This window comes from Cerasibacillus quisquiliarum (genome assembly GCF_014202495.1).
Lineage (GTDB): Bacteria > Bacillota > Bacilli > Bacillales > Amphibacillaceae > Cerasibacillus > Cerasibacillus quisquiliarum.
The window spans coordinates 26,388-43,226 of sequence record NZ_JACHHA010000016.1 but is presented as its reverse complement, the minus strand read 5'-3'; the positions used below and the strand labels follow the sequence as shown (position 1 = coordinate 43,226).

Below are 16,839 nucleotides of genomic sequence, written 5' to 3'. Positions count from 1 at the left end.
GATGGAAATAACCATACAAAAAAATGGTTCCGAGCAATTTTTAATGCTTGGAACCATTTTTTATACTATTTTGAGCTAGTTTTGTCCCAGCCCCTTGGTTCATGATGACTGTCGTTATTTATTCTGATTATTAAATAAAGGTACGGAGCGTTTTTTTATTAAACGGTCTTCAACAACACCACTTTGATAACTTTCAATCAGTTGATTTTTAACAATTTCAATCCCGTTTATTGTTTCATATAGTTCTCTTTCTTCTTTTTGATCCTTCTTTCTCAATAAAATCATCTCCCAACTGGCATTCATATCTATCTAATCTAAGAGGATAACAAAACAAGTCTCACAATTAGTTTGTACAAAAATTTGTAAGAATGCTCTGTTTCTTTCTGCCAAAAAGGGTAATTAATAGTGTATACTTATATTTAGAAGTTATTTGAAGGGAGAAATGACAGATGGCACTATACAAAAAAATTCTCGTTGCCGTAGATGGTTCAGATGAAGCGAAAAAAGCATTTAACAAAGCCGTTAATATCGCAAAGAAAAATGAAGCAACATTAATGATTACAAATGTTATCGATTCTCGCTCATTTGCTATGGTTGAGGCATATGATCGTACGCTAGGAGAACGTGCCGAGGCACAAGCAAATGAATTAATTGATGTGTATGTTGAAGAAGCGAAAAAAGCTGGTGTGACGAAAGTCATTAAAAATGTGGCATACGGCTCACCACGTGTAAAGATTCCTAAAGATATTGCTAAAGAGTTCGAAGCAGATCTACTCGTCTGTGGTGCGACAGGATTAAGTGCTGTTGAACGATTCTTAATTGGTAGTGTCTCTGAAAGCATCGTTCGTTTTGCACCATGTAGTGTATTGGTAGTACGTTAATTCAATGAAAAGTTTGCTCCATTTTGTTATAAAAGAGCTGTCCAATGACAGCTCTTTTTCTTGTTTCCTAATGCTTCTATGTAGAATAGGTTCATATTTCCTAGACAACATGATGTTTAATTTAAAGGTCTTTTTTTATCTCATGAACAACATGTGTGAGCTCAGGTAATATTAATTTTTCCATTGCTAATTTTACTGCACCTGATGAACCAGGCATTGAGAAGATGGCTTTATGCTTAGCTACTCCAGCAATAGCACGTGACATAATAGCACTAGAACCAATATCTTCAGTGTAACTTAATATACGGAATATCTCACCAAATCCTGTCAATTCCTTATCTAATAAAGGCTTTACTGTTTCAATCGTTACATCGCGATAAGCAATACCTGTACCACCTGTTGTTAAAATAACATCAATATCTGGCTGATTAATTGCATGTTCAAGTGTGCTTTTAATTGATGAGATGTCGTCCTTAATAATATCTCTTTTTATGACACGATGTCCTGAGTCAGTTAAATATTTTTCTATTAATTGGCCGCTTTTATCTGTTTCAAGTGTACGTGTATCACTTATTGTTACAATCATTGCCCGAATTGTCATCTCACTCCCCCTCACAAATATTTTGAGAACCAAGCGTTTATTTGACCAATAATATCGGCCATTGCTTTTTCATTTTTAAATGAAGGTAATTGAACAAGTAGTGGCTGTTTTGGCGTTAATGTATCTTGTCCTCTCTTTTGCAAAACAAGAATACTCTTTGCATTTTCTTTTGCTTTAAAAATACTCTCAGGTAGTTGGAGTAATCCATAAATATGTGCATGTTCTTTTAAATATGTTCTTAATTGGTCAGCTTGGTCACTTGTAAATAAAAAGTTAGGTATTAGAAATATTAAAAAACCCTTTTCTTTTGTATATGTTAAGCTTTGCTCAATAAACAAATGATGAGCATAAGAATGACCTTCTTTCGCTTTTAATACAAATCGACTTGCATTGACATCATCTGGATAATAGCCAACAGGTAAATCACTTACGACTAAATCAACGGGTGCTAATAAAAGCGGACGTAGACTGTCTTGTTGGAAAAACTCGATTTCTAATTTCTGTAAATTAGCATTTGCTACCGATAATCGCATTAATGTTGGATCAACATCACTACCATAGGCAGTAACTGATTTGTTTAATTGACTTAGGACCGTTGTTAATAAGTTCGCTGTACCACATGCTGGGTCGAATACCGTTAATGTCTCTTGTTTTGCCGTAAATTTATTAGCTAAATACCCGATAAATAACGCAACTGCTTCCGGTGTTATGAGGTGCTGTTGCTGAATATTGTCTTTCATTCCTTTTAAAATAGCCATTTGCACAGCTTTACGGATATCTTTTTGTTGAAAATCATTTAAATCAATATTCTCTAATCGTTTTTCAATTTTTTTAATCGTTAATTCATCATCAATATTAGAAACCTCTCTATGAAATAATATTTCCATTGCATGAGCTAAACAATCAAGATATGGTTCATCCTGACTTTCTTCAATTCTTTCAGCTGTATGATCAAGCCATGAAAATAGTGTTTCAATCTTTTCCACGATATATTCTCCCCCAATCGTTTCCTTTTACTAAAATGGAAACAGTTCAATCTAAACATCTATTATATCATGAAATTATGATTCCCAGGCTCATCCGCTTCACTTTTGGTTCTCGATTTATAAGACTTCCTATTATTTCTTAGTAAATCGGACAAAATATGTTCTACCTTTTCGAGTGCTTGTGGTGCTAAATCGAGTAATTTTTCATATACATGTACATTTTCATCTAAATGTATGATTTTTACACCTTTTTTATGAACGATTAAGAAAGCAATCGGTGTAACTGAAACACCACCACCCGCACCTCCACCAAAAGGTAACATCGCATCTTCAGATGATTGCTCGTATTGGGAAAACTCACTCCCACCCGAAGCAAAACCAAATCCTAATTTAGAAATCGGAATGATTAACGTTTCATCCGCCGCTTCAACTGGTTCACCAATAATCGTGTTTACATCAATCATTTCTTTCAAATTTTCCATCGTCGTTGCCATAAGACTCTGTATCGGATGCTCTTCCATAATATCTACCCTTTCTTTTTTCTATATTGACGCATGATTTGTATTAAAACGTATAAAGCTGTTTTCATTTTTAAAGAAGCTGTACCTTTTAACTCGATAGCAAGATTAGGTTGGACAAAATCTGGATTAACAGTAACTGCTGGTCGAACATTAAATTTAAAACTTCGTTGTAAAAATGATATCATTATTTGTTTCATTGATAATAACGTACCCGTACATAAAGCTGTATGGTGGGCTTCTCCTGTTCCTATTCTTGTACTCCATTGAAATGAATGAATTTGTAATGTTAACAGATGTGGATATATTTTTTTAATAAATATTAAGTTATTTGCCCAATCTTCTTTCAAGTTTTTTGTATTAATTGATTTAAATTTAATTGAAGAATATGTCCATTTTCTTCTAATGACACGGCATTTGTAAATATACACAGAAATGATAAGTCGGTTATAATTGGATGATTTCTTGAACTCCAACGTAAAATAAATACGTGACCACTTTATGAGTAAAAAAACAAATAATAGTATGATGAACAAAAGGACAATAAACTTCATTGACTACCACATCACTTTAAACAATCGTCGTTCTTTAGTTTGGAACGGTTCCTAATATTTATGCCAAAAACTTAAAAAGAATCATCCAATTAACTGGATGATTCTTAAGCCATTTCACTATGCTATTTTTTACTGTCCTTGCATTCCACTAAATTGTTGTTGCGCCATCTGTACGAGTCGTTTTGTAATTTCTCCCCCGACAGAACCATTTGCGCGAGAGGTTGTATCTGGACCAAGTTGTACACCAAATTCTTGAGCAATTTCAGTTTTCATTTGTTCAAGAGCTTGCTCAGCACCAGGTACCACTAGTTGGTTAGAGTTTCTGTTTGGCATGTTTTTCACCTCCCTTGGTACTGTTTATCCTGTAACAAAAGAGATGAAACATGCATAAATTTAGCTGGTAAGTATTGTAATTAACATACGAACATATATTGATTGAAATGCTTCAAATACTCATCGCTTAGCTTCACCTAACTATATTTATTAAAAAAGTTCATCAAAAAGATTATCTTGTCGTTTTTCATCAGAAACGACAATCGTTTCAATGTTTTGAACCGCTTCATCAATATATGATTGGTAATCAAAACTTTCTTCAAATTGATTCACTTTATCTCGTTTTGGCTTTGTTTTTGGTGACTTTGGAACAAAAATCGTACAGCAATCTTCATAAGGGCGAATTGAAATATCATACGTATCAATCGCTCTAGAGATTTTTATGATTTCTTGTTTATCCATAGCTACAAGGGGCCGTAAAATTGGAAAATTTGTCACTTCATTAATGGTATGCATACTTTCCATCGTTTGTGATGCAACTTGTCCTAAACTTTCTCCTGTTGTCATTGACAAGATGTTATGTTTACGGCAAACAGCTTCGCTTATTCTAAACATCATACGGCGCATCACTGTCATGGCATATCCTTCAGGTATTTCTTGAAAGATTTTTTGTTGTAATGTCGTAAATGGTACAACATGGACTTTCAACTGATGTCCAAAAGCAGTTAATTTTTCTGCTAAGTCCAGCACTTTCTGCTTCGCACGATCGCTTGTGAAAGGTGGCGAATGAAAGTGGATTGCTTCTAATTCAACGCCACGTTTCATCATCATATAACCAGCAACCGGGCTATCGATTCCACCTGATAATAAAAGCAATGTTTTTCCAGACGTTCCGACAGGCAATCCGCCTGCACCAGGAATAACATGTGATGTAATATACGTTGCATCTTTTCTGATTTCTACCTTTATCTCTACATCAGGGTTGTGCACGTCAACATGAATACCTTCTGTATAACGTAGTAAATGGGCACCTAGATGTTGATTCATTTCTTGTGAACCTTTTGGAAATGATTTATTTACTCGTCTAACAGACACTTTAAATGTTTTTCCATCTGAGTTTTCCAATGCATAAAGGGCTGCTTCCTCAATTTTCGTCAATTCATTTGGTACTTTAATGGCCAAACTTAAACTATGGATGCCGAAAATCCATCTTACCCTTTCAATGATTGGTTGTGGTTCTTCTCCATTTAGTAATATAAACAGCCTTCCTTGGGTTCGCTTTAATTTAATATTCGGAAATGGTTTCAATTTATGTTGAATATTATGTTGTAACTGATTTATAAAATATTTTTGGTTTCTACCTTTTAAGGCTAGTTCACCGTAACGAATTAAAATATGATCAAATTCCATCTTCATTCTACCTCATCATTTCTTTAAATTGTTTTACAGTTCGTTCAAATACGTGTAAAAATGTTTCTATATTTTCTTTCGTTTGGTCATAAGACAAACTTATCCTTAAGGCAGATGATGCATGGTCTTTACTTTTACCACAAGCTTTAAGGACTCGACTTTCTTCCATTTGTTTAGAAGAACATGCTGACTTTGTAGATATATAAATATCTTCTTTCTCTAAAGCATGGATAATGACTTCAGGTTTTAACCCTGGTACCGATATGTTCATAATATGCGGTGCGGCTTGTGTGGACGAATTAATGTCAACACCTTGTATATCCATAAGACCATGTCTTAATATTTGGTTCAAGTCTGCTAACTTTTGAAATTCCGCTTGTCTTCTTTCTTCAATTAATCGCATCGCTTTTGTCATAGCGACAGCTCCGGGTAAATTTTCAGTTCCTGGACGAACAGAATTTTCTTGCGATCCACCGTGAAAGAGTGGAAATAACGTCACACGACTGTTTTTATATAAAATACCGTTTCCTTTTAAACCATGGATTTTATGGGCAGATATCGTACATAAATCAATATGATTTTTTCTTATGGATAATGGTATTTTTCCAAATCCTTGAACATCATCAACGTGGAATAAAATTTTAGGAAATTGTTTTAAAAACTGACCAATCTCTTCGATTGGTTGAATTGAACCAATTTCATTATTAACATGCATAACAGATACTAAAATGGTTTCATCACAAACCGCCGCTTTTAAATCATTGACGGATATAACGCCGTCCTCATTGACAGGTAAATAAGTGACTTTAAAACCGAGTTCTTCCAAACTTTTACACGCTTCGTATACAGATGAATGTTCAATAGCTGTCGTAATAATATGTTGACCGCGCTCACGATGTTGTATTGCGGCTCCTTTTATAGCTAAATTATTTCCTTCTGTTCCACCAGATGTAAAAATAATTTCATCAGCTGACACATTCAGTAGCTCTGCCGCTTGTTTTTTCGCTGTTAGTAATAGTTGCTCTCCCTTTCCACCGAGTTGATGAATCGAGGACGGATTAGCAAAGAATTTCGTCGATACATGATTAAAACTGTTAATGACATCAGGATGTGGTTTTGTTGTTGCACTGTTATCTAAATAAATCAACGTAAATACCCTCCTAAAAAGACTATGTTCAAAAATAGAAGGCTGACGATGGATATCTTTCCATCAGGCAGCCCCGTTTTCTTCTACCTTATCCGATTGTCTGCATATTTTCTATCTTTTTTAATGCCCCAGGCTCTACTTCTTCAATCGCCTTTGCTGCTTTTTCTAGAGCCAATTCATAATTATACTTCCTAAACAATTGTTCTGCTTCATTTAGTTCGGTCGCTAAAAGTGGTGAGCGACTGCGATACCGGTTAGCATATTGTATAACTTGTTCCGTTAAATACGCTTGATTTAACATAAAAGCGGTTTGTTCCTTAAGATGGTTCACTAACGTTTGAGCTTCTGTCAATATATTTTGGACATGCGCCATATCAAGTGGCTGTTCTTCCAACGCTTTATAAACAGCATCATTTTTCTCCCAAGCTTCTTCTAAAATATTAGTAATGTGTTTTGGTACACCAGGAATATTGCTTTTTTCAATTTTTCGATACGTATTCTGAATGTCTTGGCGCATATGAGATAATTTTTCTTTTGCTTCAATTTCATCGTGACGGAGACTGTTTAGCTTTTCTTTAAAGTCATTATGATTTTGTTTAATTTGCTTTAATTCATCCAAATCTTTTTCAAGACTCTTACGTAAATCTGTATATGTATGTTCCTTATTTTCTAATGTCGTGTTCATCTTATCCAATTGAAACTCTAATTGTTCGATTGCTTTTTCTATTGTCATATATTGTTCCATATCTTGATCTGTTAAATAGTAACTTTGTTTTAAATGTTCAACTTCCAACTTAGTTTCTTGAAAAGTCGCCACTGTTTCTTTTAATGTTGTTCGGTATGTCGGCATATGAGAATCAACATAGTTCTTAGCTAAGGCTTCTTTTTCTAACAAGTCATATATCTCTTTAATCCGTTCTTCTGCTTCAGATATCATTTCTTTAACAGGTGTTAGTTGGCCTTTTCCAAGTGTTTCTAAACTGTCTTCAAGACTTTTTTGATGTTTTTCAATCTCATTTTTCAAATCAAAATGTTTAATCGGATAACCTGCTTCTTCCATTTCTTGAATACCTGTTAATAACGCATTGAACTCATGTGGGAGTGTATCTTTACACATTTTATACAAAGCTGGAAAATCCTGAATAGCTTGATCGACTATTGTTAATTCATTTTTAACTTCATCGACAAGAGTTTTCGCTTGTAAATAATTCCCTTCATGAACGAGTTCGTAGTACGAAGCGATTTTTTCTTCTAATTGTTCGAGTTTTTTTTCATATAAAATATCAGCTTTCCCATATTGATAACGGTTTTGAAGCATATGCTTTTGCAATTTTTTAATCCGTGGTTCTATCTGTTCAATCTCTTCACGGTTTTGCTTTTCTATATCTATCAACTGATCCAATTCTAATAATATTTGATCGATATCTTTTTCAACTGCTTCAAGAATAGCATCTGTGCGTTGAATCACTTTACGTGCTGTCGGAAAGCGATAACGGTCTGCTAAATCTTCCGCTTCAAACAATGCTTCTTCTACATCTGCTAAATCTTTCGTTACAATCGTTTCCCATTTTTCTTTCCATGTTTCAAACTTTTCCTGAGTTTCTCCTGATAAATTTAGCTCTTTAATGCGAGCCAGTTGTCCCGCTACATTGCGATTCATAATATTTACTTTCCAATTTTCTTGTCGATCTACTTCATCATACGTTCGTTTGCGTAAAATCAGACCGATTATTAAAATAAGTATTATGAGTAGTATAGAACCTATGATAAATATCATACGTAACCTCCTAGCTGACTCTCCTTGGTAAGAGGACTTTCCATCTATAATCAATCACTTCTTTTATCGTTAAGATGACTTTATCAAAAAATATAAGTATACTATTTATAATACCATGTTCTGACTATTTTTGGCTAAAAAAATCTCATAAAGTTCATATTTCTCTCGTTATTAACCAATCAAGCCAATGATTGATTGTTCTTAAATAATATTTAACGAAATCATTTTTATTTATATAACCTATCGTATGTTGCTTAAAATCAGGATGAACGAGATATGGCGTTGATAACATCCCAACCAACTGCATGAATAATAATTGCTGTTCACGGCGGTTCATTTGCTTCATTTGTAAAACTGGAAAAAAAGCTTTTTTAATCAAATAATTCTCTTTAGCTAAGTACGTGACAACAATTTCACGTACAAACATTGAATCAAAGGCCATTTCACGTGATATAAAACATGTTAATTCTTCATTTTCCTGTTTAAATTGAAGAATTGTAGCAATTAATTTTTTCAAACGTTCTGGTGGAGCTACTTTAGTTGTCTCCTCATATGTTTTTTCTAAAACATTCAAATATGACTCATAATAAGTCGTCACTGTCTGTTCTAAAAGACCTTGTTTTCCGTTGAAATAATAACTAATCGCCGAGATATTAACATTTGCTTGTGCTGCAATATCTCGAATCGATGTACCTTGAAATCCTTTTTGGTAAAATAGAGTAGATGCGATTCGCATAATTTTCTGTTTTGTCGGCTTCGTTGTCACCACAACTGTACCTCCATTCATTATCGACTTACTTGTTACATACGACAAAATACTGTCAGAATCCTTCATTCATTTTTCGACATTATTTAAAGAAAGGAAGATACACCATGTTTCAAAAAATAAACGACACAGGATCACGGGTAGACAATTATGAAATACTTATAAAACAACTAGATGCGTTAATCGCTGATGAACGAGATGAAATTGCTAATTTAGCCAATGCGGCAGGACTGTTAAATCAATTTTTAAACGATATTAATTGGGTAGGATTCTATATATGGAAACATAATGAGTTGGTTCTCGGTCCATTTCAAGGACTACCTGCTTGTATTCGTATTCCTTATGGAAAAGGTGTTTGTGGCAGTGCTGTTGCTAACAAAGAAACGCTCAACGTTCCAAACGTCAATCATTTCCCGGGACATATCGTTTGTGATGCAGCAAGCCAATCCGAAATCGTCATTCCGATTTTTGTTCATGGTCATATTTACGGTGTTCTTGATATTGATAGTCCAATCCTTAATCGCTTTGACAAAACAGATCAACATTATTTAGAAACGTTCGTTGCTGTTTTATCAGAAGCACTAGAAAAAGCGCATGCAATATAAACGGCTTGCGAAAAAATATAGAAATAAGTTGACTTAAGTTATAGTAAATTATATACTATTGGTTGTGTAAAATAATAAGTAGCCTAAGTGAACCACCGCTTGTTCGTATTTTATTCCTCTAATATAGAGGTGTATCGTGTAACCCTCAGCTGCTGGGGCGATGGTACATGAAAATAAAATACACAACGGTTAGGAACACGCTCTGTTTATTTTATACAAATAAACAAATAAAGGAGGAAATGTCCTATGGCACGATATACAGGTCCAATTTGGAAAAAATCTCGTCGTTTTGGCATTTCACTAACAGGAACAGGTAAAGAACTTGATAAACGCCCATACGCACCAGGGCAACATGGTGCTAACCAGCGTCGTAAACTTTCTGAATACGGTTTACAGCTACAAGAAAAACAAAAGTTACGTTTTATGTACGGTTTAAACGAACGTCAATTCCGAAACTTGTTCGAACGTGCTGGAAAAATGAAGGGTGTTCACGGTGAGAACTTCATGATTCTTCTTGAATCACGTCTTGACAACTTAGTTTACCGTCTTGGTTTTGCACGTACACGTCGCCAAGCACGTCAATTAGTAAACCATGGTCACATTACTGTTGATGGTCAACGTGTTGATATCCCTTCCTATCAAGTGAAAGTTGGTCAAACGATCGGCCTTCGTGAAAAATCTAAAAACTTAGATATTATTAAAGAAGCGCTTGAAATGAACACTTTCGTTCCAGAATATCTAAGCTATGATGAAAATTCTCAAGAAGGTACTTTTACAAGACTTCCTGAGCGCGAAGAACTACCAGCTGAAATTAACGAATCATTAATCGTTGAGTTCTACTCACGTTAGGTTTTTCACTCTGCAAAGCATGATATTAAAAGCCTTAGAAACCTTGTTATACCAAGGATTCAAGGCTTTTTCTATTTTTCGATTGCAGGATAAAGCATGAAAATGAACACATTTGGGGCTAAATTGGGGGGACTAATAATCATCAGTATAGCAAGCGATTTTTTTATGAACCTGTTATGACACTCTTCTAAAGTTGAATAAACCAAGACTTGTATTTAGTGTTAAAGCTTTTTAAAAGTATTGACCCAACTTACATTTCAATTTGTAAAAATGTGTTTATTATATCATACCGCACAGGTCTGTAATATCTATTGCATATAGCCACAACGGGGGGATTTGGGAATAACGTTTTTACGTCTTTTATTACCTTTTTTTGATTGCGGTACCCTTTTGTTACCTAATTCACTTACTATTGACTAAATTATTTTACTATTTCTTATAAGCCTCGGGATAAACATTATTCTACTTGAACATCTTTAATTTGATACTTATTTTCCGATTACCCAATTTTTTAACCCCACCATTATACTTATAGATGATAATAAATTCTGATTTTCGAAAAGTGGATGGTGACCCTTGTATATTTTCCTACTTTCGATTGAATGAAGAGGTCATATCCTAATTTAAGGGCCATTTGTTTTGCAAAGTAAAGGCCTATCCTGGTAGATTTGGAATGACTTCTCCCAATAGATCCTGTAAATCCTTTTTCAAATACACGGCTGATATCTTCCAGCTTAATCCCAATGCCTGTATCTTGAATCAGCAGCCGCTTTTCTTTTCGATCTTCCTTAAATTGTACGGTGATTTTCCCACCTTCATCTGTATATTTTAAAGCATTTGTATTTTCGTCCACAAAATTTTCATCCTTCCAAAGGCTTCGCATCATTTTCCTTCGACTTACAATGGTACCTTTGTTTTGCATGAAGATTTTCAGAATAAGAAATTCCGTTTTCGTGAAATCTTATTTTTGATCTCCATGTAAGACCTCTCCGTCATCAAGGTTTAATACAATTCCGTCATGTTCCATTGTCTTATAATGTGTTTCCAAGTATGAATAGGTCCTGCGAAGGAGCGCATTCATTTTCGCTATCAATACATCCATATAGAAAGGTTTTTGAATATAATCGTCTCAACCCATGTTCATCGACATTACTATATCCATTGGTGTATCACGGGAAGAGAGAAAGATCATTGGGACCTTTGAAACTTCTCTGATTTTGTTACACCAGTAAAATCCGTCAAGCTATAGCAAATTGATATCCATAATGACTAGGTAATGATCATAATTAAGAAATACCTGCATTATTTGGTCAAAGTCTTCGATCTTAACGGTTTCAAAACCCCATTTTTCTAATGCTTCCCCTACCATATATCTAGAGCCACCGCTCAACCGGCAAGCGTGTAAAAGGACGGCACCCCTACGGGGCAACATCCTTTTACATACCTTTTCCCCGTAGAAAAGTGTTCATTTTTATCTTGCGAAAATTGTCTACTTTAGACTAGCAGTTACAAGGAGGAAGATCTTGTTATGGACAGGCCGCTGTATCCGTGACCCATTTCCGTTATAACATTATAATCTTCTGTAAAATCATTTATTTTATTATAATTTATTTTTTATCTATTGTGATTTACTGTAAATTATGTTAATTTATAATTGTATTACCATAAAATACTAATAGAAAGGAGGTTTGTACTATGAAAAAGAAAACAAAACAGTTTATGATCGCGTTGTTAGTAGTTGGCACAATTGGATTAGGTGCAAATACAACGTTGGCGGCAACTTTTGGAAATAAGTATAGTGGAGCCTCTTCTAAAGAAGTTTTTCAAATTAAATATAATGGTGCCGCCTGGAATTACAGTAATTCACCATATAAATATACTATGTTTAAATATTCACGAAATGGTAGAACTTTATTAAGTAAAACAGCCTATACTACCAAAGTGACAGGTTCTGTTTGGGACGATCTAAGATGGGGAGACAAGTATACTACAAAATTTAATTGGAAACGTGGACCGCGTAAATAATTTTTCCTGGTTGATTTTCTTAATATTAACTTAACAAAATTTAATGAAACATCTATGAGATCTCATTAATGAATTGTAGGAAATCGTTGGGGCCTGATAGGTATTTTCTACAGGTCCCGAATTTAATTAGATATAATGTTATCGATTTTTAAATCTTATAATATACCGCATTACTTAATTATGAATAAAAATTTAATATTTTTACAGTTGCGAGTAGGTATTTATTAAAAGGTGATACTATAATTTTATAGATGCCATCTTTAAGGAGTAGTTTATGAAGTATTCTTTATTTAGATTTATCGACGTTTGTGAGGCGGTTGCTATCTACCTAATCTGTTTTGCTTCAAACTTACTATTTATTTATGTACAAACGTTGAATTTAGAAGGTTCTTTTATTTTAAAGTCTTTTATTGAAAGTATTATAGATTATCAACTTATTATAAATATTCTTCTTACATTTATTATCATAGTATTTCACTATCAATTTTTAAACCGTAGGAAAATAGAAATATCCTGTCGAATACTTGTAGGAGATACAATGGCAAATATTATAATCCGATATATATTGAATAGTCTAACTATATTAATGTTTAGCTTTTTATTATCTCTTTCATTAAATTTTTATTTAAAGTTAAATGTAACTAGTAATCTCTACTTAGTTTTTATTTTTATTATATATATATTAATTAGTGCAGGTCTGGTGAAAAAATAAATGAGGATTTTAAGATTTTTTATAATTAGAATTTTTTTAAAAAGATGGATACTTGTTTTGGGTATGTTAATAATACTTTTTTTAGCTAATTATCTTTCTTTTACTACTGCTCGTTCAATTGTTTCAACTTTTCAAGGTTATCAAGAAATGGAAACCCTGAATCAAGAAGGAATTTATATTGCTAATCTTGACCCAGATAGTCAACCTGATTTTGATAAAATTAAAATAGATGATACACAAAAAGTATATGAATATTTAAACAACAATTATACTTATGCTCTACAAGTCGATGGTTTTGTCACTTCATTATATAATGAATATGAGATGGAAGTTTCTTTCAATTATATCAATGAAGAGGCTTATAAGATAAATCAATTTGGATTATCTCAAGGAAACCACTTAAACTTCAACTATAAATTTAATAAAGAAGAAATACCTGTTTTAGTAGGTGCAGGTCTGGCCACAACATATCCTGTAGGGTCAACTATTGAGATTACAGATCCTGCCACCCAACAATTAGTCAATTTAAAAGTTGAAGGAGTCTTAAAGGAGAATACTTATCGTTCTAATTTTTATGCTCCTAATTCAAAGAATTATTTCAATTTTTCAATTTTTCTACCTGTTAATAAAAATTTTATTCAAAGTGCGAGTCTTGACCTGCACGTTAATGGTTTGATGGACATTGCGCTTCTTAATTCGACAAAAGAGAAAGCAATGAACTTAAATGACCATATCCAGGAAAATCTAGGTTTAGAATTTAACTTTTTTAATCAACAAGAAAACTTCAATTACTTTGAAGACTATTATTTCTATTCATTAACTATCATCTGTACTATCACCTTAATTTTACTCATAGTCATTGTTTGCCTAGCTATCTGGAATACTTTGGTAAGTATTCGGTTAATGATAAAAGATTTTACAATCAATTTATTAGTCGGATTAAGTTATTCAAAACTAAGAGTAATTTTTTATAGTTATTTTGGAGTACTGTTTTCTATTACTCTAGCCATATTATTTGCGATAACCGCTTTTGATAGATACAGCTTTTGGTTAAATAAGGACTCAATTTTTGCTACTTACGGAATATTTGGCTTAATAAGCATGGATTGGATTGCTTTACTTATTGTCCTGTTTATAGATTTGATTATTGGATTTGCGATTGTTGAACTTACGATAAGAAAAATTAAAAGTATTCCGATCTCCATGGGGGTATTACAATGAATAGTATAATTAAACTAAAAATCCGGAAAAAAACATTCAAAAAGAAAGGTTTTTCTATTTTAAATGATTTTGAGTTGGAAGTTGAACCTGGGGAAAAACTTTCTATTATAGGGGAGTCTGGAGTTGGAAAAACTTCTTTGCTTAATATTATTGGCCTACTTGATACTCAATATCAAGGGAGCTATAAGCTTTTTGATACATCTGTTAAGGATTTATCACGAAATAAACTAGCTGAGTGGCGTAATCAAAAAATTGGTTTTGTTCTTCAGGAATCCGCACTAATTAATTCTTTGACCATAGAGGATAATATTAAATTGCCGCTTATGTATGCTAATATTGAAAAAGACCTAACTGTGCAAGATCGCTTTAAACGAATTGTTACTAAAATTGGGATTGAGCCCATTTTGAAAAAAAAACCGCTTGAGTGTTCTGGTGGCCAACGAGCTAGAGCTGTTTTTGCTAGGGCTGTAATTATGAATCCCCAAATAATTTTAGCAGATGAACCAACTGCGTCTTTAGATTCGAAAAATAAAGAAAAAATTATCAATCTACTTTTTGATATGAATAAAGAGTTTAATACTACTGTTATTACAGTGACTCATGATTTAGATGTAGCCAATCGTCATGAACGAATAATTACTCTCGAAAGGAATGAATAAAATGGGATTCTATATAATGCTCGTGTCATTCATACTTGGCATATTCTTTACCATTATTGGTGTTTCTCGTAGGAAACGTAACTTTTTATACAAGTTTTCCATAGTTCTAGGAATCATTCTCATTCTTTTTGCTGTTTATCTAGCAAGGCCTCATTAAGAATCGTAGTTATACATAGATCACAAATGAGTTATATTTGGTATCTGGGTCTGAATTTGTTAGAAATTCTCAAAATTCAATAATACACAACAATATGATCAAGAAAGAGTAGTGTTGTCTCTTATGCATTTAATTACCACCGTCAACACTTAATTATAACGTAGTATTACGACACTTCTAAAAATAAAGGGTAATCGGAAATTAATGTGGAAAGAGGGTTAAAGAGTACCCTCTTCTATTGCTTTAATCAGTGTGGAAAAATCTGCACCATAAATTTCTTCATACACCCATTCATAACCAGTTTGTGACCAATTTGGGAATTGATCGGGGTTTCTTTCACCTTTGATTTTCCCCAATCAACCTGTTCGTGTTTGTTTTCATCTGTTGTTTGCGCCATTAATTTGTTAAGTGCTGATTTCTTTTTTATCGTTATTGTTTGTCCATCTAATATAAAAATTTCTTCTGTCCCATCTTTTATCTTTAATTTGTCTATGACTTTATCAGGAAGAATAATGGCTAAATCGCTATCCCACTTTTGTACTTTTGAGTAAAATACCAGCTGTTTTTCAGTCAATGTTAGTTATTCGGCCCTACAATTAATAGTGTTGGTGAAAGAAAAAACACATTCGTTAAATTAACTCTTAATTTAACGAATGTGTCATTACTCACTCACACTATTTTTTATATAAAAAATAGAAAACAAGTGAGTTTCCCTGTAGAATTAAAGTCGACGAAAACCAAATTCAGGAGGGAATTCACTTGTCTATTCTTAATGATATTAAAATTTTACTGGATATTCAAGACAAAAATATTATTTTTGAGGAAAAATGTATATTCTCATTCCTTCAAAGAATTAGAGGATAAAGCAGTAGTTGCATTCAGTGAGAGTCTGGCAATTGGGGGCTAATTGATTTTAAACAGTCTGTAAAGATTGATATATAAGGCTTTTAAATGCTTTAGAACACTACTCACGTTAATAGAACTGTATTGCAAACTATAACACAAAAAGCCTTAGAGATATTGATATATCAATGTTTCAAGGCTTTTTCTATTTGTTCAACCATGCATGATCATGTATTATAAAGCATGTATTTGGGGCTAAAACATCATATAGGTAGACGCTTTTAAAATCACTTATAGACAGTCATTCTTTTTTATATAAAAAACTCCTCACATAGAGGAGTCTATAATACAGTAACATCAACAATATCATTAAAATTAATTTTTACTTGCTCTAAGACATCATTATCCAACCTAACGGATTTACTAATTGAATCCATTAACAATATCTTACCTTTAATGTCTATAAAATGGCCATCATCATATAGTTTTAATTTAACGGTTAAATCTTTATGTAAAGCCATTTGTAATTTAACTTCATTTTCCGAAATCGTTTGTTCATCGAGAATAGGCTTTGGCACCTTGTTCAATGCCTCATGAAGCTCTTTTAATCCTTTGACATGTTCTGGTAACATAATAGATGTCCATTTCTTTGTGCCACGATCTTTAATATGCTCGTTCATTTAAACCACCATACTTTCTCTATTTATTATAAGGAACGTTTGTTCTATATTCAAGTGGGAATGACTTCTAGTAATAAAAAAGAGCATCCTTTAATGACACTCATCGTAAACAAACAATAAATATAAAGAAAAGTTACATCCCTTATTACAAATAAATTGCTTGGAATTTACTACA

General features: G+C 33.1%; 19 protein-coding genes and 1 pseudogene. 6 read left to right on the top strand and 14 right to left on the bottom strand.

What is annotated here, in order from left to right; all coding sequences use genetic code 11:
- Nucleotides 1–114: 114 nt before the first annotated feature.
- Nucleotides 115–276 (bottom strand): hypothetical protein, encoded by a 162-nt coding sequence (locus HNQ35_RS12745; protein WP_170226729.1) that lies wholly within the window; start codon nt 274–276, stop codon nt 115–117.
- A gap of 173 nt (nt 277–449) precedes the next feature.
- Here HNQ35_RS12745 and HNQ35_RS12740 point away from each other — a divergent pair, with 173 nt between their 5' ends.
- Nucleotides 450–881 (top strand): universal stress protein, encoded by a 432-nt coding sequence (locus HNQ35_RS12740; RefSeq protein ID WP_146938618.1) that lies wholly within the window; start codon nt 450–452, stop codon nt 879–881.
- 121 nt (nt 882–1,002) lie between these two features.
- On the opposite strand, the gene HNQ35_RS12735 is transcribed toward HNQ35_RS12740, so the two are convergent.
- From HNQ35_RS12735 to refZ, 9 genes are all read right to left on the bottom strand, one after another.
- Nucleotides 1,003–1,482: a MogA/MoaB family molybdenum cofactor biosynthesis protein gene (locus tag HNQ35_RS12735; protein WP_146938619.1), complete on the bottom strand. Its 480-nt coding sequence runs from the start codon at nt 1,480–1,482 to the stop codon at nt 1,003–1,005.
- An 11-nt stretch (nt 1,483–1,493) separates the two neighbouring features.
- Nucleotides 1,494–2,468, bottom strand: a complete 975-nt coding sequence (locus HNQ35_RS12730; protein WP_146938620.1) for a class I SAM-dependent methyltransferase — start codon at nt 2,466–2,468, stop codon at nt 1,494–1,496.
- 62 nt (nt 2,469–2,530) lie between these two features.
- Nucleotides 2,531–2,989, bottom strand: a complete 459-nt coding sequence (ytfJ, locus tag HNQ35_RS12725; RefSeq protein ID WP_146938621.1) for a GerW family sporulation protein — start codon at nt 2,987–2,989, stop codon at nt 2,531–2,533.
- A 5-nt stretch (nt 2,990–2,994) separates the two neighbouring features.
- Nucleotides 2,995–3,540 carry a DUF2953 domain-containing protein gene (locus HNQ35_RS12720; protein WP_146938622.1) on the bottom strand — a complete coding sequence of 182 codons (546 nt, stop codon included), beginning with the start codon at nt 3,538–3,540 and terminating at the stop codon, nt 2,995–2,997.
- A gap of 129 nt (nt 3,541–3,669) precedes the next feature.
- Nucleotides 3,670–3,873 (bottom strand): alpha/beta-type small acid-soluble spore protein, encoded by a 204-nt coding sequence (locus HNQ35_RS12715; RefSeq protein ID WP_146938623.1) that lies wholly within the window; start codon nt 3,871–3,873, stop codon nt 3,670–3,672.
- Between the two features lie 150 nt (nt 3,874–4,023).
- On the bottom strand, nt 4,024–5,223 hold the full coding sequence (gene thiI / locus HNQ35_RS12710) for a tRNA uracil 4-sulfurtransferase ThiI (protein WP_146938624.1): 1,200 nt from the start codon (nt 5,221–5,223) through the stop codon (nt 4,024–4,026).
- A gap of 7 nt (nt 5,224–5,230) precedes the next feature.
- Nucleotides 5,231–6,370, bottom strand: coding sequence for a cysteine desulfurase family protein (locus tag HNQ35_RS12705; protein WP_146938625.1), 1,140 nt, complete (start codon nt 6,368–6,370; stop codon nt 5,231–5,233).
- A gap of 88 nt (nt 6,371–6,458) precedes the next feature.
- On the bottom strand, nt 6,459–8,147 hold the full coding sequence (gene ezrA, locus HNQ35_RS12700; protein WP_146938626.1) for a septation ring formation regulator EzrA: 1,689 nt from the start codon (nt 8,145–8,147) through the stop codon (nt 6,459–6,461).
- A 154-nt stretch (nt 8,148–8,301) separates the two neighbouring features.
- Entirely contained in the window at nt 8,302–8,916 is a 615-nt protein-coding gene (refZ, locus tag HNQ35_RS12695) for a forespore capture DNA-binding protein RefZ (protein WP_246118115.1), read from the bottom strand.
- Between the two features lie 104 nt (nt 8,917–9,020).
- Between refZ and msrC the strand changes: the two genes are divergently transcribed.
- Together msrC and rpsD are read left to right on the top strand one after the other, a co-directional pair.
- Nucleotides 9,021–9,518 (top strand): free L-methionine (R)-S-oxide reductase MsrC, encoded by a 498-nt coding sequence (gene msrC / locus HNQ35_RS12690; protein WP_146938627.1) that lies wholly within the window; start codon nt 9,021–9,023, stop codon nt 9,516–9,518.
- A 246-nt stretch (nt 9,519–9,764) separates the two neighbouring features.
- On the top strand, nt 9,765–10,367 hold the full coding sequence (rpsD, locus tag HNQ35_RS12685; RefSeq protein ID WP_146938628.1) for a 30S ribosomal protein S4: 603 nt from the start codon (nt 9,765–9,767) through the stop codon (nt 10,365–10,367).
- A 529-nt stretch (nt 10,368–10,896) separates the two neighbouring features.
- Here the strand turns inward: rpsD and HNQ35_RS12680 are convergent.
- Both HNQ35_RS12680 and HNQ35_RS14100 read right to left on the bottom strand, forming a co-directional pair.
- Nucleotides 10,897–11,313: pseudogene (locus HNQ35_RS12680) on the bottom strand (ATP-binding protein); the annotation flags it as partial.
- 297 nt (nt 11,314–11,610) lie between these two features.
- Nucleotides 11,611–11,799: a response regulator gene (locus HNQ35_RS14100; RefSeq protein WP_218026202.1), complete on the bottom strand. Its 189-nt coding sequence runs from the start codon at nt 11,797–11,799 to the stop codon at nt 11,611–11,613.
- Nucleotides 11,800–12,062: 263 nt separating this feature from the next.
- Between HNQ35_RS14100 and HNQ35_RS12670 the strand changes: the two genes are divergently transcribed.
- The 3 genes from HNQ35_RS12670 to HNQ35_RS12660 all read left to right on the top strand — a co-directional run bounded on the left by HNQ35_RS12670 (nt 12,063) and on the right by HNQ35_RS12660 (nt 14,984).
- Nucleotides 12,063–12,392: a hypothetical protein gene (locus tag HNQ35_RS12670; protein ID WP_146938629.1), complete on the top strand. Its 330-nt coding sequence runs from the start codon at nt 12,063–12,065 to the stop codon at nt 12,390–12,392.
- A 712-nt stretch (nt 12,393–13,104) separates the two neighbouring features.
- Entirely contained in the window at nt 13,105–14,325 is a 1,221-nt protein-coding gene (locus HNQ35_RS12665; RefSeq protein ID WP_146938631.1) for an ABC transporter permease family protein, read from the top strand.
- Nucleotides 14,322–14,984: an ABC transporter ATP-binding protein gene (locus HNQ35_RS12660; RefSeq protein ID WP_146938632.1), complete on the top strand. Its 663-nt coding sequence runs from the start codon at nt 14,322–14,324 to the stop codon at nt 14,982–14,984. Before HNQ35_RS12665 ends, HNQ35_RS12660 begins: the two co-directional genes overlap by 4 nt.
- A 404-nt stretch (nt 14,985–15,388) precedes the next feature.
- On the opposite strand, the gene HNQ35_RS12655 is transcribed toward HNQ35_RS12660, so the two are convergent.
- On the bottom strand, nt 15,389–15,715 hold the full coding sequence (locus tag HNQ35_RS12655; RefSeq protein ID WP_170226730.1) for an AbrB/MazE/SpoVT family DNA-binding domain-containing protein: 327 nt from the start codon (nt 15,713–15,715) through the stop codon (nt 15,389–15,391).
- A 610-nt stretch (nt 15,716–16,325) separates the two neighbouring features.
- A complete protein-coding gene (locus HNQ35_RS12650; protein ID WP_146938633.1) occupies nt 16,326–16,664 on the bottom strand; it encodes a YolD-like family protein in 339 nt (112 codons plus the stop codon).
- Nucleotides 16,665–16,839: the final 175 nt, after the last annotated feature.

Coding starts and splice junctions, on each gene's coding strand:
- thiI (WP_146938624.1), bottom strand. CDS start 5,223: ATGGAATTTGATCATATTTTAATTCGTTACGGTGAACTAGCCTTAAAA.
- HNQ35_RS12665 (WP_146938631.1), top strand. CDS start 13,105: ATGAGGATTTTAAGATTTTTTATAATTAGAATTTTTTTAAAAAGATGG.
- ytfJ (WP_146938621.1), bottom strand. CDS start 2,989: ATGGAAGAGCATCCGATACAGAGTCTTATGGCAACGACGATGGAAAAT.
- HNQ35_RS12650 (WP_146938633.1), bottom strand. CDS start 16,664: ATGAACGAGCATATTAAAGATCGTGGCACAAAGAAATGGACATCTATT.
- HNQ35_RS12715 (WP_146938623.1), bottom strand. CDS start 3,873: ATGCCAAACAGAAACTCTAACCAACTAGTGGTACCTGGTGCTGAGCAA.
- HNQ35_RS12720 (WP_146938622.1), bottom strand. CDS start 3,540: ATGAAGTTTATTGTCCTTTTGTTCATCATACTATTATTTGTTTTTTTA.
- ezrA (WP_146938626.1), bottom strand. CDS start 8,147: ATGATATTTATCATAGGTTCTATACTACTCATAATACTTATTTTAATA.
- HNQ35_RS12740 (WP_146938618.1), top strand. CDS start 450: ATGGCACTATACAAAAAAATTCTCGTTGCCGTAGATGGTTCAGATGAA.
- HNQ35_RS12660 (WP_146938632.1), top strand. CDS start 14,322: ATGAATAGTATAATTAAACTAAAAATCCGGAAAAAAACATTCAAAAAG.
- HNQ35_RS14100 (WP_218026202.1), bottom strand. CDS start 11,799: ATGTTGCCCCGTAGGGGTGCCGTCCTTTTACACGCTTGCCGGTTGAGC.
- msrC (WP_146938627.1), top strand. CDS start 9,021: ATGTTTCAAAAAATAAACGACACAGGATCACGGGTAGACAATTATGAA.
- HNQ35_RS12735 (WP_146938619.1), bottom strand. CDS start 1,482: ATGACAATTCGGGCAATGATTGTAACAATAAGTGATACACGTACACTT.
- HNQ35_RS12670 (WP_146938629.1), top strand. CDS start 12,063: ATGAAAAAGAAAACAAAACAGTTTATGATCGCGTTGTTAGTAGTTGGC.
- rpsD (WP_146938628.1), top strand. CDS start 9,765: ATGGCACGATATACAGGTCCAATTTGGAAAAAATCTCGTCGTTTTGGC.